The following is a 15,681-nucleotide window of genomic DNA, read 5'->3' on the forward strand; positions in this document are numbered from 1 at the left end:
CTTAATCTTGAAGATCACGTTGTTGCATTTGCTCAATTTGGCGACGAAATGCTTCTACATCTTGGAAATCTTGATAAACAGATGCAAAACGTACATATGCAACATGATCTAAAGCAAATAATGACTGCATGACAATTTCGCCAATGGTCCGAGATTTCACATCTCGTTCGCCAAGTCTACGAATTTGTAAGTGGATATCACTTAATACTGTTTCGATTTGCTCTTGAGTTACAGGACGTTTTTGTAAAGCATGCATCAGTGAACGGCGCATTTTAGCTTCATCAAAGGGTTCACTTTTCCCATCCGATTTAATGACGCGTGGCATTACAACTTCGTATGTTTCAAAAGTTGTAAAACGCTCACCACAACTAATACATTCACGACGTCGACGAATTTGACAGCCTTCAGCAGCCAAACGCGAATCTATCACTCTACTATCTTCGGCGTTGCAAAAAGGACAATGCATAGCGGTTTTATTAAACAAATTTCAATGAGTTTAGAGTGTAGCAAAAATAATGGTATTTGTAGAGTATTGTTCTAGATATGGAAATAAAACAGCCCTTTCGGGCTGTTTTATACTATATGTTGATAATATGTTTTTATTATTCTACACGTTCGCCATGTTGACTTAAGTCTAGACCCATACGTTCATCATCAGATTCAACACGAATACCAATAACAAGGTCAATCACTTTAAGAATAATGAAAGTCATCACACCAGAATAAACGATTGTTGCTAATACGCCTTCTGTTTGCACCCATAATTGTGCAAGCATATTTTCTGGTACAGCATCGCCCATAATGAATTCGCTTGCAAATACTGCTGTTAATAATGCACCAACAATACCACCAACACCATGCAAACCAAATGCATCTAATGAGTCATCTGCTTTAAGTACACGTTTCAATGCTGTAATACCCCAGAAGCATACTACACCACCAATAAGACCCATAATTAAACCACCGCTTACAGTTACAAAACCTGCCGCTGGAGTAATCACAACCAAGCCTGCTACTGCACCTGAAGCACCACCAAGTACAGATGCTTTACCGCGTACAAGTTTTTCTACAAGTAACCATGAAAGTGCTGCCGATGCTGCTGCAACTTGAGTTACAACAAGTGCATAACCTGCTGAACCATTTGCACCTAATGCAGAACCACCATTGAAACCAAACCAACCTACCCAAATTAAGCTTGCACCAATAACAGTTAATGTAAGGTTATGCGGTGCCATAGATTCACGACCTAAGCCCATACGTTTGCCTAGCATGTAAGCCGCAACTAAACCTGCAACGCCTGAGTTAATGTGTACTACTGTACCACCAGCAAAATCTAGCGCGCCATCGCTACCTAACCAACCACCGCCCCATACCCAATGAGTAATTGGCGCATATACAACTACAACCCAAATTGCGATAAATGCAATGAAAGCTCCAAATTTCATACGCTCTGCAATAGAACCACTAATAATGGCTACAGTAATAATGGCAAAGGTCATTTGGAAAATAACAAAGAGAATTTCAGGAATTGTGCCCGATAAGGCTTCTGTAGTAATACCAGATAACATAAATTTATCTAGGCTACCGATAAAAAGATTACCCTCACCAAATGCAAGTGTGTAACCAACAATAACCCACACAACACTCACTACAGCTGCGGCAACAAAGCTATGCGCCATAGTACTTAATACGTTCTTTTTACGTACCATACCGCCATAGAATAATGCTAAACCTGGAATTGTCATTAACAGAACGAGAGCAGTAGATACTAAAATCCACGCTGTATCACCTGTATCTAATTTTACTTCTTCTTCAGCAGGTGTTGGTACTTCTTCTACAGATGCTGCAACAACAGGTGCTTCTTCTGATACAGCAGATGTTGTTTCAACCACTGTTACTTCTGATGGATTTGGCACTGATGCAGCTTCTTCAGCCCATGCAACAGAACCACCTAAAAGCGCGCCTGATAAACTCAGCGCAAGTAGCATCTTTTTCATTCGTGTCCCCCGACCTAGTTTTTTTGAGTTATTAGGTACTCAGCAAACTTTATGCCAATTTATTAAACGGCATCTGCACCTGTTTCACCTGTACGAATACGGATGACTTGCTCTAAGTTAGTTACGAAAATTTTTCCGTCACCAATTTTTCCTGTACTTGCAACACGCGTAATTGATTCAATTACTGAATCAACCATTTCATCGCTGATCGCAATTTCAATTTTTACTTTTGGTAAGAAATCAACAACATATTCCGCGCCACGATAAAGTTCAGTATGACCTTTTTGACGACCAAAACCTTTGACTTCAGTTACAGTGATCCCTTGAACACCAATATCTGACAATGCTTCACGCACGTCATCAAGTTTAAAGGGTTTTACAATAGCAGTTACTAGCTTCATGTTTGTTTTCCTTCGGCTTGTTTCACCAGTAAGGTTTTATGTTCAATTTTCATGCCAAAATTTTTAAAGTCGGGGGAAAATAAAAATTCAAGCATGTCTTTTTCGTCATTATATTCTATACCTATAATTATGTTTATACGCTAGTAAATCCTCATTTTTACTAGAAGAATTTCGATTTTAATTATTGAATAAAACCATCTTATACCGAAAAGCTATAGTCTATATTTCAGTCGTGTTATACACTGCTATAACGATGCTTCACCTTAGAGAAAACAAATGATTGAAACCTTATTACAAGCAATTTTGGAACAAGTTGATCTTCCTAAAAAAGATATTGAACACAATTTACGCGCACTCTTAAATGAAGCTGTAACTAAAATGGATTTAGTTTCAAAAGATGAAATTGAGCGTCAAAAAACAGCATTAAATAATGCTAATCTTCGCTTAGAGGAGTTGATGAAGCAGTTAGAGTCTTTAGAGAATAAATTAAAAAATAAATAATAAGCACCAAATTTGTGCATATAAAATCAAAATACATAAAAAAATAACGCACTATAATGGATCACAATAAATGTCGTTTGCCAAAATTTATACTCGGGGGCTGCTTGGCCTCCACGCTCCTTCTATTGAAGTAGAAGTTCATATTAGCCAAGGACTTCCATCTCTTACGATTGTTGGTTTGCCTGAAGCCGCTGTACGCGAAAGTAAAGACCGTGTTCGCTCTGCAATTATTAATAGCGGATTTCAATTTCCAACTAAACGATTAACCATTAATTTAGCGCCCGCAGATTTACCTAAAGATGGCTCACGTTTAGATCTGCCCATTGCTTTAGGAATTCTAATAGCATCTGGACAACTTCCAGAGAACAGCACCAATGGTTTTGAGTTTATTGGTGAACTAGCTTTAGATGGTCAGCTCAGACCAATTACAGGTACATTAAGTATTGCAATTGCATGTCAGCAAGCAAACCACAAACTGATTTTACCTGCACAAAATGCACAAGAAGCATCTCAACTGCCTATATTTGAAGTATTTTCAGCAGAACATTTGAAACAAGTTTGTAACCATTTAAATAATACTCAACCATTAAAAGCCTTTGAAAATAAACAGAGTTTTCAAATTAATAAATCTAAATACGATTTATCGGATGTTAAAGGTCAATTACGCCCAAGACGTGCTTTAGAAATTGCTGCTGCAGGTGGTCACTCATTGCTATTTAAAGGTCCTCCTGGAACTGGGAAAACCTTATTGGCTTCTCGCTTATCAAGTATTTTGCCGCCTTTAACAACACAAGAAAATTTAGAAGTCGCAAGTATTTATTCTGTTGCAAATGCAGCACATTATTTTGGACAGCGCCCTTTTAGGACACCACATCATACAGCTTCTGCTGTTGCACTTGTTGGCGGTGGCTCACATCCAAAACCGGGGGAAATTACGCTTTCACATTTAGGCGTTTTATTTTTAGATGAATTGCCTGAGTTTGATCGAAAGGTTTTAGAAGTTTTACGTCAGCCATTAGAAGCAAAGGAAATTGTTATTTCTAGAGCATCTAGACAAATTACTTTTCCTGCGAACTTTCAACTGATTGCAGCAATGAATCCTTGTCCTTGCGGATATGCATTTAATCAAGATGTCCGTTGCCAATGTTCAGCCGATGCCATCAAACGATATCAAAACCGAATTTCGGGTCCTTTATTAGATCGTATTGATTTACATATAGATGTTCCGCCTCTTCAAGCTTCAGAATTACAAGATACAAAACCTGTTGAAGATTCGGAAACAGTCCGCCTGCGTGTAATCGCGGCTTATAACTTTCAAATTGAAAGACAAAATTGCCTCAATATGGCTTTAAGTCCTAAAGAACTAGAGAAATATGCAACTTTAGATATTCAAGCTAGCAAAATCATTGAACTTGCACAGCAGCGTTTAAATCTATCTGCTCGTGCGTATCATCGAGTTTTACGCGTTGCAAGAACCATTGCAGACTTAGCGCAAAGTGAAAATATTCAAAGCACACATCTTACCGAAGCCTTGTCTTATAGAAGTCAACACGCCTAAACAAAAAGCCCGTTACAGATTTCTGCAACGGGCTTAAATAAGTTTTTACTTTATTGAAACTAGAAAGATTTCGTCAATGTAAATACTGCACCAGTTTCTACACCACGTTTGTAAGCACTAGATTCCCCTTTAGTTTCTGTATCTGTACCAACAGCAGCTAACTCAGCACTGAAACCTGAAATAGATTGAAATTCGTAAGTGGCACCCACTTTCCAATCCCAAACATGATCAGAACCATTTTTCACATCGTTAAAACCAACTGCAGCAACACCACCAAAACCAGCACCGAATGGTACAGAATAGCTTGCATTTAAGTACCAAGCATCATCACCCGCACCTAAATTATCATCTGTATAATAAACATAAGTTGATACACTATCACCTTCTGCAACTAGGCTTTCAAAGCCTACACCCGCATAGTATTCAACAAAATTATTATCACCGTGACCAGGGTAAGCATAGTACCAAATACCAACATCTAACGTAGGTTTACCAGCAACATTCTCAAATGTTTTGGTGTAACCAATGTAAGGATCTAACTCTAAATGTACAGTTTGATCTGCTCCATTTTTATCAATATATTCATAGTTTACATTCGATCCCCAAACACCAGCGTATAAACCGGTTGAGTGATCTAATTGAAAGCCAACTTGTACAGCTGGATCGTTTTGCGTTTGTGTTAAACCACGAAAACGATAGTCAGTTGTCATTGCCGCAGAGCCACTAAACTCCAATCCTAAAGGTAATGATGGTGCTTCATCTGCGAAAGTTACAGTAGAAGCAGAAGCAACCAAAGCCAAGCTCAATGCCTTTAAAGTGAATTTCATTGTCTATTTCCCCCGATGTCGTTATAACGACTCTTTTTGATTAATTTGAAAACTCAAAATAGAGTTAGCAATAGCTATGCCAATTATTCAAAAAGATACGAAAGAGGTCTAATAACAGATGAAATAAAGCTTTGGAGCTTAATTTAATTAAATAATTTCTTAATATGCACTTCATTACTTTAGATGTTAAATATAGGAAATTGCATCAAAAATAAACAAAATTAGATAATACGCTTTACATTCTTTAAAATTTGCACAAAAATAAGCCACACATAAGTTAAGATAAAATAACAATATTTAGACAAAATCTTCTTTATATATATTTTATTTGTGATCTTAGTTTATTTTTTTATACCCAAAGTGCTTATAAGTCATATATATTATGTTTAGTTAACAATGTTTTTGATTAAATTAAATTCATGTTTTCTATAGGCAAAATATAAACCTCATTGGAAGAGTGTTTAATACTAATTAATCAGGATTAATTATAAACATCTTTTATATGTGCTTTATATAAATCACCCATTCCATAACTATTTTGTATCGAGGCTCTCTCCCAATGCAAAAAACACAAAAATTATTACTTGCTACTTTAATTCAAGCAGCACTTGTTTCTACAGCTTTTGCAAGCGAACAAAGCGAATCTAAAGGTCTTGTTGCAGATGCTGAAGGCTCTGTTCTTTTCCGTACAGGTTTTATTGACCGTGATAAAAAAGATGGTGCTGCAGATAATCGCTCTACAGCTCAAACAGCAATTATCAAACTAGAGTCTGGTTATACACAAGGTACTGTTGGTATTGGTTTTGGTTTAATTGGCGATGCATCGTTTAAACTTGGCGACAATAAGCACGCTGGCAACAACATGATTCCACGTCATGATGATGCCAATGGTGAACCTAATGGTCGCACATACAATCATTGGGCTCGTGGTGGTGCATTTTTAAAAGCACGTGTTTCTAATACAACTGCTGTTTTTGGTACTCAAGTTTTAGATTTACCTGTACTAGCTAGCAACACAGGCCGTATGGTTCCTGAATACTTTGATGGTTTATTAGTTACAAGCCGCGAAATTAATGGCTTAGAACTTACTGCTGGTAAATTCACTAAAAACCAAATGTCTGACCAAATTTCTACCGATGAAAACAAGTTAGACCGTGCAATTGTTTGGGGCGCAAAATACAAAGTAAATGATGCATTAACAACATCTTACTTTGGCTTAGATTCTAAAGATAAATTAGAACGTCATTATGTAAATGCTAACTACAAACAATCTTTGGCTAATGATGCTTCTTTAACTTATGATTTCAGTGGCTATCATACAGAATGGGATAAAGGAGCAAGTGCTTCTTCTGCTCGCCCTGGTTTAGATGCTACATCTGACAACCGTAGTAATAACATTTGGGCACTTTCTGGTACTTATAGCCAAGGCCCTCATGCTGTAATGCTTGCTTACCAACAAAGTACGGGTAACACAGGTTATGCATATAATGAAAATGCTGACGGTTTCCAAAGTATTTATTTACCAAACTCTTACCTTTCAGACTTTAACGGTCGTGGCGAGAAATCTGTTCAAGTTCAATATAACGTAGATTTTTCTAATTATGGCGTTGCTGGTTTAAATTGGACTTCTGCTTATATTTATGGTTGGGATATCGACACCAAAACTACTGGTAACGCAAAAGAAAGTGAAATCTTTAACCAAGTGAAATACACAGTACAAGACGGCTTTGCTAAAGATGCTAGCCTACGTTTACGTTATTCTCACTACCGTACAGATTTTGCTTATACAGATGACTACTACATGCCAGACACTAATGAATGGCGTATCTTCCTTGATATTCCTGTGAAATTATTCTAATTCACACGAAATTCAAGTAAATAAAAAAACCTGCACAATGTGCAGGTTTTTTTATGGCTAAATTTTAAAAATAAAAACTTAAACCATCAAACAATTACTTGTTTGCTTCTTCGTAAGCAGCAATTGAGCTAAGAACTTCTTGTTTTGCAACTTCAGAACCTTCCCAACCACTTAACTTAACCCACTTACCAGCTTCTAAATCTTTATAGTGAGCAAAGAAGTGTTCAACTTGTTTGATCAATAATTCAGGAAGATCTGTATATTCTTTAACATCTTTATAGATAGGTGTTAATTTGTCGTGAGGTACAGCGATTAATTTCGCATCTACACCACCGTCATCTTCCATATTCAATTTACCAACAGGACGGCAACGAATTACAGAACCTGGTTCAACTGGATGTGGTGTTACAACTAACACGTCTAATGGATCACCATCTAAAGATAATGTATTAGGAACATAACCGTAGTTTGCAGGGTAGAACATTGCTGTACCCATGAAACGGTCTACGAATAATGCATCAGAATCTTTATCAATTTCGTATTTGATTGGTGCTGCATTTGCAGGAATTTCAATAATTACATAGATGTCGTTTGGCGCATCTTTACCCGCTGGGATATTGCTGTAGCTCATAGCATCACTCTTTAACAAGTTAAATCTTTCTTAATCGAAAGCGATTATAACCGCTTTCTAGATTAAATTTGCTGTCGATTATACATCTGCACTGGAAAAATACATATTTTCAGCCTTGCTACTCATCCAGTAATTTTAATCACTAGTAAAAGCAACGAAACCGAGCAAAGTATTGAAAGCAACCAAAAGATAGATCTTAAAGTTGCCCAATTAATTAAATAGCAAATACCAAATAAAATTCTAAATACAATGTACGCAATACCAAAAGTCATCACAACGCTTTGCGGAACCACCATATATTCTGCCAACAAAACCGCAGCAATAAATAAAGGAAGACTTTCAAAACTATTTTGCTGTGCAGCATTTGCTCGTGCAGCTAAGCCTGTTGTATTGGCTAAAAATGCTCTAGGGTTCTGATTATCTTTAACTTTAAACCCACCTGCTTTCTTTGCAATAATTGTAAAAACATAAGGTAAAAGACACGCAATTAAAATTAGATAAACAATTCCACTTATACTTTGCATGAAGACAATTCTCATAGAGATTTTATTGTCATATCATAGCATGGCGTTTCAACGATAATTTTCGTTTAATGTCGTGTTTTATCAATTTTACTTGTTTTAAAGGATCCATTTATGGCTAAGCCAGATCAAGAAGAAATGTTTGATATCCTTGAGATGCAACATAAAAATCAGCTTAAAGTGGATCGCGCTTTTAAAATTGTGATTCCTATTACTGCATTTTTATTGTGCGTTATTTGCGCCAATTTCAATGTTTGGTCAACCATTTTTACATTTGTAATTTTATGGATTGCCTTTTACGCAGTTTCAGTTAAACGCCTTTCTCTTGGTTTATGGGTCGCAATTCTTTGTGTTTACTGCCTTATAGACAATATTTTAAGTTATGGCACATTTAAAAATCCAAGTTTTTTGCGTCAATTTGGCACAATGTTTATCTTTATCGGTATTTTTGGTGTAGGTCGCCCATATGTCGATAGATGGTTTTTAAAGAAATAAAAAAAGCGCCTTAAGGCGCTTTTTTTATTTCATGAATTATGCTGGTTTACGTAAATCTTTACGTAGGATTTTACCTACATTCGATTTTGGTAATTCATCCATAAATTCAACATAACGTGGGCGTTTGTAGCCAGTTAAGTTTGCTTTTGCAAATGCTAGAATTTCTTCAGTTGTTAAAGATTGATCTTTTTTCACAACAAATAGTTTTGGTACTTCACCTGATTTTTCATCTGGCACACCAATTACTGCAACTTCTAACACTTTAGGATGTTGAGCAACAATTTCTTCAATTTCTGAAGGATATACGTTAAAACCAGAAACTAAAATCATATCTTTCTTACGATCAACAATTTTAACAAAACCTTCTGGGCTCATAACGCCAATATCACCTGTACGGAAGAAACCATCTTTAGTCATGACTTTTTCAGTTTCATCTGCACGGTTCCAATAACCCTTCATAACTTGTGGGCCACGAATCGAAATTTCACCTTGCTCGCCAAGTGGAACTTCATTGCCATCATCATCTAAAATAGCAACATCAGTTAATGGTAATGGAATACCAATTGAACCACTGAATTCCATAGATGCTGGTGGGTTTGCCGTTGCAACAGGTGAAGTTTCAGATAAACCGTAACCTTCAATAATGTTTGTACCTGTTATTTTTTTCCAAGCTTCAGCAGTCGATGGCAATACAGCCATACCACCACCCATCGCCATCTTCATTTTACTGTGATCTAACTGTTTAAATTCTTCGTTATTCACAAGTGCATTAAACAATGTATTTACAGCAGGGAAGAAAGTTGGTTGATATTTTCGAAGCTCTTTAATTACAGCAGGTAAATCGCGCGGGTTTGGAATAAGTACGTTGGCTTGACCTTTGTACATACCATATAGCGCACAAACCATGAATGCAAAAATATGATAAAGCGGTAAAGCACAGAAAATACGGTCGTCTGGCTGACCATCTTGATTACCAAATTTACTTTGGAAAATACCATCGCACTGCAGCATGTTTGCAACTAAGTTACGGTGAGTAAGTTCTGCACCTTTAGAAACACCTGTCGTACCACCTGTATATTGTAGTACTGCGGTATCACTTAAAGTTAAGCTTGGACGTTTGTAGTTGCTTGGATTTACCTTAGACATTGCAGCATTAAAGCGCACATGACCTGGAATATCCCATGCTGGAACTTGTTTACGAACAGAGCGTAAAACAAAGTTTACAATTGTGCCCTTTAGCGTACCAAGTAAGTCACCAACCGATGCGACTACTACATGTTTAACTGGCGTTTTGCCTAAAATTGCTTGGTAAACCGCAGCAAAGTTTTCAATAATTACCAACGCTTCAGAACCAGAGTCATTTAATTGATGCTCTAATTCACGAGATGTATAAAGTGGATTCACATTTACAAGTACATAACCTGCACGGAACACCCCTAAAGCTACAATAGGATATTGAAGAACGTTCGGCATCATTACTGCAACACGTGAGCCTTTAGCCAATCCTAAGCTTTGTAAATATGTCGCAAATTTACGACTTTCTTCATCTAATTGACCAAAAGTTAAAACTTTATCCATAAAGATAAAAGCATCACGCGAAGCAAACTTTTGAAAATTTCTTTCGAAAACATCGTTAAGAGATGTATTTTCTGCCGGAAGTTCAACAGTCTCTGGAATGCCTGTTTTTTGGTATTCACTAAACCAAATTTTTTCCATAACGTTCAATACTCCTACCTATAATCCTTAATATTTAAACTATTTTTTTCCAGTACAAGCTCATTATTTAACTTTTTGTGCTTGATACCGCATCCATTTTGAACACTTTGCATATATAACGTATTTTGTTTAATAGATGCTAGCATTATCTTTGAATGAACAGTTTATTTGCTTTTTGATAACCTCTTGGTAAAAGTTGCCCCTTGGTTCCCCTTTTACCTATATATTTTTGAAGGTCATCACCTTTTAGTTTTAGTTGTTGCTGCCCTGCAAGCAGTTGAATTATTTCATTTAAATTAAGAGTTGTCATGGATGTAATTTGATCTTTCGCATCAAGTTGTATCAATTTATTACCCTTACCTTTATTTAATGAAGGCAATTCTTCTAAATCTAGCACCAATAACCGACCCGCAGAGCTTAATACAGCCAAGTGCGTAGCTCCATCGACAGTTTGTAAATCTAGTGCAGAAGCACCTTCAGCCAAACTTAAGAAAGCCTTACCTGCTTTTGCACTGGTATCTAACTGCTTAGCTTGTGTTTTAAAGCCATAGCCTTTGTTACTAGCAACAATAAGTTCAGCGTCGTCATCGGCAATAAAGACTTGTTTGAAGCCAATACCATTTGCAGGTGCAAGTTTAGAGCTTAAAGGTTCACCCATGCCACGTGCCGATGGCAAACTATTTATTGCAAGCGCATAACTACGCCCTGCTTCATCTAGCACATAAACACGTTGATTTGACTTGCCTTGTGCATGACTTAAATATTTATCACTCGCACGATAATTTAAGTTTTCAACGTCAACATCGTGACCTTTTGCACAGCGAATCCAACCTGCTTCTGAAAGTACAACAGTTACAGGATCGGCAGGCAACATATCTTGTTCATTAATCGCTTCTGCATCTGCACGTTGAACAATTGGCGAACGGCGATCATCACCATATTTCTTCGCATCTTCTTTAAGCTCTTCAATAATTAAAGCTTTTAAAGATTCAGGATTTTCCAATTGCTCACGGATAATTGCAGCACGAGCTTCTAACTCTTCTTGTTCACGGCGCATTTCCATTTCTTCAAGCTTTGCCAAATGACGCAACTTGAGTTCTAAAATGGCTTCTGCCTGAACTTCATCAATATTAAAACGCAACATCAACACAGGTTTTGGTTGATCTTCTTCACGAATAATTTGAATGACTTCATCAATATTCAAATAGGCAATAATCAAACCGCCTAAAATATGCAGACGTTTTTCAATTTTGTTTAGATGATATTGCAGACGACGTGTAACGGTCTGTTTACGGATTTCGATCCATTCAAGCAAAATTTTACGAATAGATTTCACTTGTGGACGACCATCTGCACCAATCATATTCATGTTGACGCGATAGCTCGATTCTAAATCTGTTGTTGCAAATAAGTGGCTCATTACCGCTTCTGCATCAATTCGATTTGAACGTAAAACAATCACTAAACGTGTTGGATTTTTATGGTCAGATTCATCACGTAAATCTGCAACTAAAGGAAGTTTCTTCGCTTGCATTTGATCTGCAATTTGCGAAATTACTTTTGAACCCGAAACTTGATACGGTAAATCCGTAATCACAATTTCGTTCTTTTCAACTTTATAAACCGCACGTACTCGATAACTACCACGCCCTGTTGTTTGAATTTTTAATAATTCTTCAGGTGCTGTGATAATTTCTGCATTGGTTGGTAAATCTGGTGCAGGAATATATTCTGCAATTTTAGAATCGGTTAGGTTTGGATTGCGAATTAAAGCAATTGTACCTTTTACAACTTCACGTAGGTTATGTGGCGGAATATCTGTCGCCATACCTACCGCAATACCTGTTGTACCGTTCAGTAGAATATTGGGTACACGTGCAGGTAAATTGACAGGTTCTTTCATTGAACCATCAAAGTTATCTTGCCAATCGCATGTGCCTTGACCTAATTCAGACAACAACACTTCACTATATTGTGAAAGTTTGGCTTCGGTATAACGCATTGCCGCAAATGATTTAGGATCATCTGGCGAACCCCAGTTACCTTGCCCTTCAATAAAAGGATAACGATAACTAAAGGGCTGTGCCATAAGCACCATTGCTTCGTAGCAGGCAGAATCACCATGAGGATGATATTTACCTAATACATCACCCACAGTACGTGCAGATTTTTTTGGCTTGCCGCTATGTTTTAAACCCAATTCGCTCATTGCATAAACAATACGGCGCTGAACTGGTTTTAAACCATCGCTAATATGTGGCAATGCACGATCCATAATCACGTACATGGCATAATTTAAATAAGCTTGTTCAGTAAATTCTGCTACGGAACGGTTTTCTGTCGCATGATGCGCAAGGCTTGTCATAACAACTTGTTATCCTAAATCGTTTTTGTCTGTTTAAGTTCTTATGCTATGTCGCAGGGGGATTCTATACAAGTGTATGTCGTACCACTCTGCGACAATTTATGTCTTATGTCGTAAAAATATCCACTTTATTCCAAATGATCAACTAAAAAATAACCAATCACTAACTAATGGAATCGAGTGATTTTCCTTTTGTTTCTTCACCTAAAACTAAAATGACACATGCAACTGCCAATAAAACAGCAGTAAACATCATAAATACATAGCTAAAACCATTGTTCATGACCATCATGTGAGTAACCACTAATGGCGCAACAATTCCACCCATTCGCCCAATTGCAGATGCCCAACCTGAGCCAAATGCACGGATATTTGTAGGATATTGTTCTGGTGTGTAGGTATAAAGAACCCCCCATGCACCCAAATTAAAGAAGGACATTAAGCAGCCCCAAATTACAATTTGCTCAACGCTGTTAGATTGTCCAAAGAAATATGCAGATACTGCACACATTCCAATGAAACCTGCCAAAGTTGCTTTACGTCCTAGTTTTTCTACTAACCAAGCGGCTGCGATATAACCAGGAAGCTGTGCCAAAATCATCACCAAAACATATTCAAATGACTGAACAATGGTATAGCCTTCTTTGACCAATAAACTTGGCAACCATGTAAAAATTCCGTAGTAGGAATACACAATACCAAACCAAATAAGCCATAACATTAAGGTACGACGGGCAAAAGCACCTGACCATAATTGACTAAATGATACGTTTTGCTTTTCTGATACAGGCTTAACTTCTATTTTCTCTATAACTTCTACACCACATTGACGTTCAAAGCTTTGCACCAATGCATGTGCTTCATCAATACGACCACGGTTAATTAAATATGGAATAGATTCAGGGACTTTTTTCCAAATAACAAAAGCATATAAAGCAGGTAATCCACCAATTAAAAATGCCATATGCCAATCGAATTTAGGAATAACGAAGTAAGCAATAAGTGCGGCACACAGCCAACCCAACCCCCAAAAACTTTCAAGCAATACAATAAAACGACCACGAACATGCGCAGGGATGTATTCACTCACTAAGGTGACAGCAACAGGAAGTTGACCACCTAAGCCTAAGCCAACAATAAAGCGAAAAACCAATAACCACGTTAAATTGGGTGCAAAAGCACAAGCAGCCGTTGCTAAGCTATAAATAACTAAGGTCGCTGCAAATACGGTTTTACGCCCCCATTTATCAGCCAAACCACCTGAAAAAACAGCACCAATTGCCATACCCACAAAACCAATAGACACCACCCAACCTTTTTCGGCAGGCGTCATGGCCCAATCTTCAGACATTTTTGCCAAAATAAATGAAATGAGTCCTGTATCCATGGCATCGAACATCCACCCCAGTCCGATTACCCATAACAAGGTGTAGTGGAATTTACCAATAGGTAAGCGTTGTACTCGTGAGACTAAATCCATAACAATATCTCTGATTTGGTGAAAGATTACGTACTGCTTTCCCAACAGGATTTTATACTTTTGCTATTTTTTATAAGATAATCTTAAAAAGTAACTGCTTCTTATAGCAGTTACTTGGTCTTTTTAGAATAGTTATGATGCATCTTTCGATGAAGCAGATTGCTCATCATCATCTTTATAAATGAATTTAGGCATTTCTAAGCCAAAGTAAATTGCAATTAAACGAAGTGTAAAACCAAATATAAGCGTAGCAATCACTGTAAGCTCTAAAGATAAGCCTATTTCCACGCAAATCCAGTAGCAAATTACCGATACAAAAGAAATACTTGCATAAAGTTCACGGCGGAAAACCAAAGGCACATCATTACATAAAATATCACGTAAAATACCGCCCGAAACCCCTGTTAACACACCTGCAACAGCACAAACGACAAAGCCATGTCCCATTTGCAAGGCAATTTGGCAACCGATAATAGTAAAGCCAATTAAACCTAAAGCATCTAAAATTAAGAAAATTGAACGAAGCTGACTCATCCATTTTGCAATAATAATTGTGACAAATGCAGCGCAACACGTAAGCACTAAATATTCAGGATGCTTCACCCAAGTTAAAGGATAATGCCCAAGAAGAACATCTCGGACAGAACCACCACCTAAGGCGGTAACACAGGCAATGAGCGTTACACCAAACCAATCCATACTGCGCCGACCAGCAGATAAAGCACCTGTCATTGCTTCAGCAGTAATTGCGATAATATAAATAATGGTTAACAACATCGCCCTGATTCCCTATAGGGTAATAAGTGTGCGCTATTCTAAGGCATATCTAAGCTAAAGTTACAAAAATTGTGCGCAACATTGCTTAAATTTTTTATTAGAACCACAAATACAAGGCTGTTTCATCGTAATTTGTTGATCTGTTGTTGGGTCAAGGAAATACCATGCACCTTCTTGTTTCACAAAATGTGAAATTTCATGATGTATTTGTGCTTTTTCACCATCATGATAATGTGCTTTAAATTCAACTTGAGCATGATTTTTATCTAATTTTTCTTTGGCTTGTACAACTTCTAATTTTAACCATTGATTCGCTTTACTCCAATCTGCAATGGCTTGAACATCTAATGCTTGTTGTTGCCCAATTGCTGTGGTTTTTACAATGTAATCAATTTCATGTTTAGCAAAAGCACTATAGCGTGAACGCATAAGTTGAGCCGCAGATTCAGCTTTCAATTGACCTAAATGTAAAGGTTCACAGCAAGTTTTATACTCACCTTCACCACAAGGACATGCACTTAATGTCATTCAATTTTCCATAAAAATAGCCCGAA

15 protein-coding genes are annotated in these 15,681 nt (G+C 37.2%); 4 read left to right on the top strand and 11 right to left on the bottom strand.

The genetic code is table 11. The annotated features are described in order from the left end of the window. Position 1: 1 nt before the first annotated feature. The 3 genes from nrdR to glnK all read right to left on the bottom strand — a co-directional run bounded on the left by nrdR (position 2) and on the right by glnK (position 2,398). Entirely contained in the window at positions 2 to 466 is a 465-nt protein-coding gene (nrdR, locus tag MZO21_RS11720) for a transcriptional regulator NrdR (protein ID WP_154771924.1), read from the bottom strand. A gap of 136 nt (positions 467 to 602) precedes the next feature. Continuing rightward, the gene (locus MZO21_RS11725) at positions 603 to 1,997 is read right to left on the bottom strand and encodes an ammonium transporter (RefSeq protein ID WP_248102315.1); all 1,395 of its coding nucleotides are present in this window, start codon (positions 1,995 to 1,997) and stop codon (positions 603 to 605) included. Between the two features lie 62 nt (positions 1,998 to 2,059). Further along, the gene (glnK, locus tag MZO21_RS11730; protein WP_086174160.1) at positions 2,060 to 2,398 is read right to left on the bottom strand and encodes a P-II family nitrogen regulator; all 339 of its coding nucleotides are present in this window, start codon (positions 2,396 to 2,398) and stop codon (positions 2,060 to 2,062) included. A 276-nt stretch (positions 2,399 to 2,674) separates the two neighbouring features. Here glnK and MZO21_RS11735 point away from each other — a divergent pair, with 276 nt between their 5' ends. Continuing rightward, entirely contained in the window at positions 2,675 to 2,899 is a 225-nt protein-coding gene (locus tag MZO21_RS11735; RefSeq protein ID WP_248102312.1) for an accessory factor UbiK family protein, read from the top strand. A 70-nt stretch (positions 2,900 to 2,969) separates the two neighbouring features. Further along, on the top strand, positions 2,970 to 4,457 hold the full coding sequence (locus MZO21_RS11740) for a YifB family Mg chelatase-like AAA ATPase (protein WP_248102309.1): 1,488 nt from the start codon (positions 2,970 to 2,972) through the stop codon (positions 4,455 to 4,457). 59 nt (positions 4,458 to 4,516) lie between these two features. Here MZO21_RS11740 and MZO21_RS11745 read toward each other — a convergent pair whose 3' ends face one another. Next, complete coding sequence (locus MZO21_RS11745) at positions 4,517 to 5,284, bottom strand: TorF family putative porin (protein WP_248102306.1); 768 nt, start codon at positions 5,282 to 5,284, stop codon at positions 4,517 to 4,519. A gap of 559 nt (positions 5,285 to 5,843) precedes the next feature. On the opposite strand from MZO21_RS11745, the gene MZO21_RS11750 reads away from it, so the two are divergent. After that, positions 5,844 to 7,142, top strand: a complete 1,299-nt coding sequence (locus MZO21_RS11750; RefSeq protein WP_248102303.1) for an OprD family outer membrane porin — start codon at positions 5,844 to 5,846, stop codon at positions 7,140 to 7,142. 94 nt (positions 7,143 to 7,236) lie between these two features. Here the strand turns inward: MZO21_RS11750 and ppa are convergent, their stop codons facing one another. Both ppa and MZO21_RS11760 read right to left on the bottom strand, forming a co-directional pair. Beyond that, positions 7,237 to 7,773, bottom strand: a complete 537-nt coding sequence (ppa, locus tag MZO21_RS11755) for an inorganic diphosphatase (protein ID WP_152873743.1) — start codon at positions 7,771 to 7,773, stop codon at positions 7,237 to 7,239. A 122-nt stretch (positions 7,774 to 7,895) separates the two neighbouring features. Beyond that, positions 7,896 to 8,297, bottom strand: coding sequence for an MAPEG family protein (locus MZO21_RS11760; RefSeq protein WP_154771918.1), 402 nt, complete (start codon positions 8,295 to 8,297; stop codon positions 7,896 to 7,898). Positions 8,298 to 8,408: 111 nt separating this feature from the next. Here MZO21_RS11760 and MZO21_RS11765 point away from each other — a divergent pair, with 111 nt between their 5' ends. Then, entirely contained in the window at positions 8,409 to 8,789 is a 381-nt protein-coding gene (locus MZO21_RS11765; RefSeq protein WP_154771917.1) for a hypothetical protein, read from the top strand. A 36-nt stretch (positions 8,790 to 8,825) separates the two neighbouring features. On the opposite strand, the gene MZO21_RS11770 is transcribed toward MZO21_RS11765, so the two are convergent. From MZO21_RS11770 to MZO21_RS11790, 5 genes are all read right to left on the bottom strand, one after another. After that, the gene (locus MZO21_RS11770) at positions 8,826 to 10,505 is read right to left on the bottom strand and encodes an AMP-binding protein (RefSeq protein ID WP_154771916.1); all 1,680 of its coding nucleotides are present in this window, start codon (positions 10,503 to 10,505) and stop codon (positions 8,826 to 8,828) included. 145 nt (positions 10,506 to 10,650) lie between these two features. Then, complete coding sequence (gene parC / locus MZO21_RS11775; protein WP_248102300.1) at positions 10,651 to 12,870, bottom strand: DNA topoisomerase IV subunit A; 2,220 nt, start codon at positions 12,868 to 12,870, stop codon at positions 10,651 to 10,653. Between the two features lie 163 nt (positions 12,871 to 13,033). Continuing rightward, positions 13,034 to 14,350: a niacin transporter NiaP gene (gene niaP, locus MZO21_RS11780; protein ID WP_248102297.1), complete on the bottom strand. Its 1,317-nt coding sequence runs from the start codon at positions 14,348 to 14,350 to the stop codon at positions 13,034 to 13,036. Positions 14,351 to 14,482: 132 nt separating this feature from the next. Further along, on the bottom strand, positions 14,483 to 15,127 hold the full coding sequence (locus MZO21_RS11785) for a trimeric intracellular cation channel family protein (RefSeq protein WP_248102294.1): 645 nt from the start codon (positions 15,125 to 15,127) through the stop codon (positions 14,483 to 14,485). A 60-nt stretch (positions 15,128 to 15,187) separates the two neighbouring features. Continuing rightward, positions 15,188 to 15,655 (bottom strand): YchJ family protein, encoded by a 468-nt coding sequence (locus MZO21_RS11790; RefSeq protein WP_248102292.1) that lies wholly within the window; start codon positions 15,653 to 15,655, stop codon positions 15,188 to 15,190. Positions 15,656 to 15,681 lie beyond the last annotated feature (26 nt).

The sequence above is a fragment of the Acinetobacter portensis genome (assembly GCF_023158935.1).
GTDB lineage: Bacteria > Pseudomonadota > Gammaproteobacteria > Pseudomonadales > Moraxellaceae > Acinetobacter > Acinetobacter faecalis.

Bases quoted from the DNA above. Each gene is read 5' to 3' on its own strand.
- MZO21_RS11770 (WP_154771916.1), bottom strand. From the start codon at position 10,505: ATGGAAAAAATTTGGTTTAGTGAATACCAAAAAACAGGCATTCCAGAG.
- MZO21_RS11735 (WP_248102312.1), top strand. From the start codon at position 2,675: ATGATTGAAACCTTATTACAAGCAATTTTGGAACAAGTTGATCTTCCT.
- glnK (WP_086174160.1), bottom strand. From the start codon at position 2,398: ATGAAGCTAGTAACTGCTATTGTAAAACCCTTTAAACTTGATGACGTG.
- MZO21_RS11750 (WP_248102303.1), top strand. From the start codon at position 5,844: ATGCAAAAAACACAAAAATTATTACTTGCTACTTTAATTCAAGCAGCA.
- MZO21_RS11790 (WP_248102292.1), bottom strand. From the start codon at position 15,655: ATGACATTAAGTGCATGTCCTTGTGGTGAAGGTGAGTATAAAACTTGC.
- ppa (WP_152873743.1), bottom strand. From the start codon at position 7,773: ATGAGCTACAGCAATATCCCAGCGGGTAAAGATGCGCCAAACGACATC.
- MZO21_RS11740 (WP_248102309.1), top strand. From the start codon at position 2,970: ATGTCGTTTGCCAAAATTTATACTCGGGGGCTGCTTGGCCTCCACGCT.
- niaP (WP_248102297.1), bottom strand. From the start codon at position 14,350: ATGGATTTAGTCTCACGAGTACAACGCTTACCTATTGGTAAATTCCAC.
- MZO21_RS11785 (WP_248102294.1), bottom strand. From the start codon at position 15,127: ATGTTGTTAACCATTATTTATATTATCGCAATTACTGCTGAAGCAATG.
- parC (WP_248102300.1), bottom strand. From the start codon at position 12,870: ATGACAAGCCTTGCGCATCATGCGACAGAAAACCGTTCCGTAGCAGAA.
- MZO21_RS11725 (WP_248102315.1), bottom strand. From the start codon at position 1,997: ATGAAAAAGATGCTACTTGCGCTGAGTTTATCAGGCGCGCTTTTAGGT.
- MZO21_RS11760 (WP_154771918.1), bottom strand. From the start codon at position 8,297: ATGCAAAGTATAAGTGGAATTGTTTATCTAATTTTAATTGCGTGTCTT.
- MZO21_RS11765 (WP_154771917.1), top strand. From the start codon at position 8,409: ATGGCTAAGCCAGATCAAGAAGAAATGTTTGATATCCTTGAGATGCAA.
- MZO21_RS11745 (WP_248102306.1), bottom strand. From the start codon at position 5,284: ATGAAATTCACTTTAAAGGCATTGAGCTTGGCTTTGGTTGCTTCTGCT.
- nrdR (WP_154771924.1), bottom strand. From the start codon at position 466: ATGCATTGTCCTTTTTGCAACGCCGAAGATAGTAGAGTGATAGATTCG.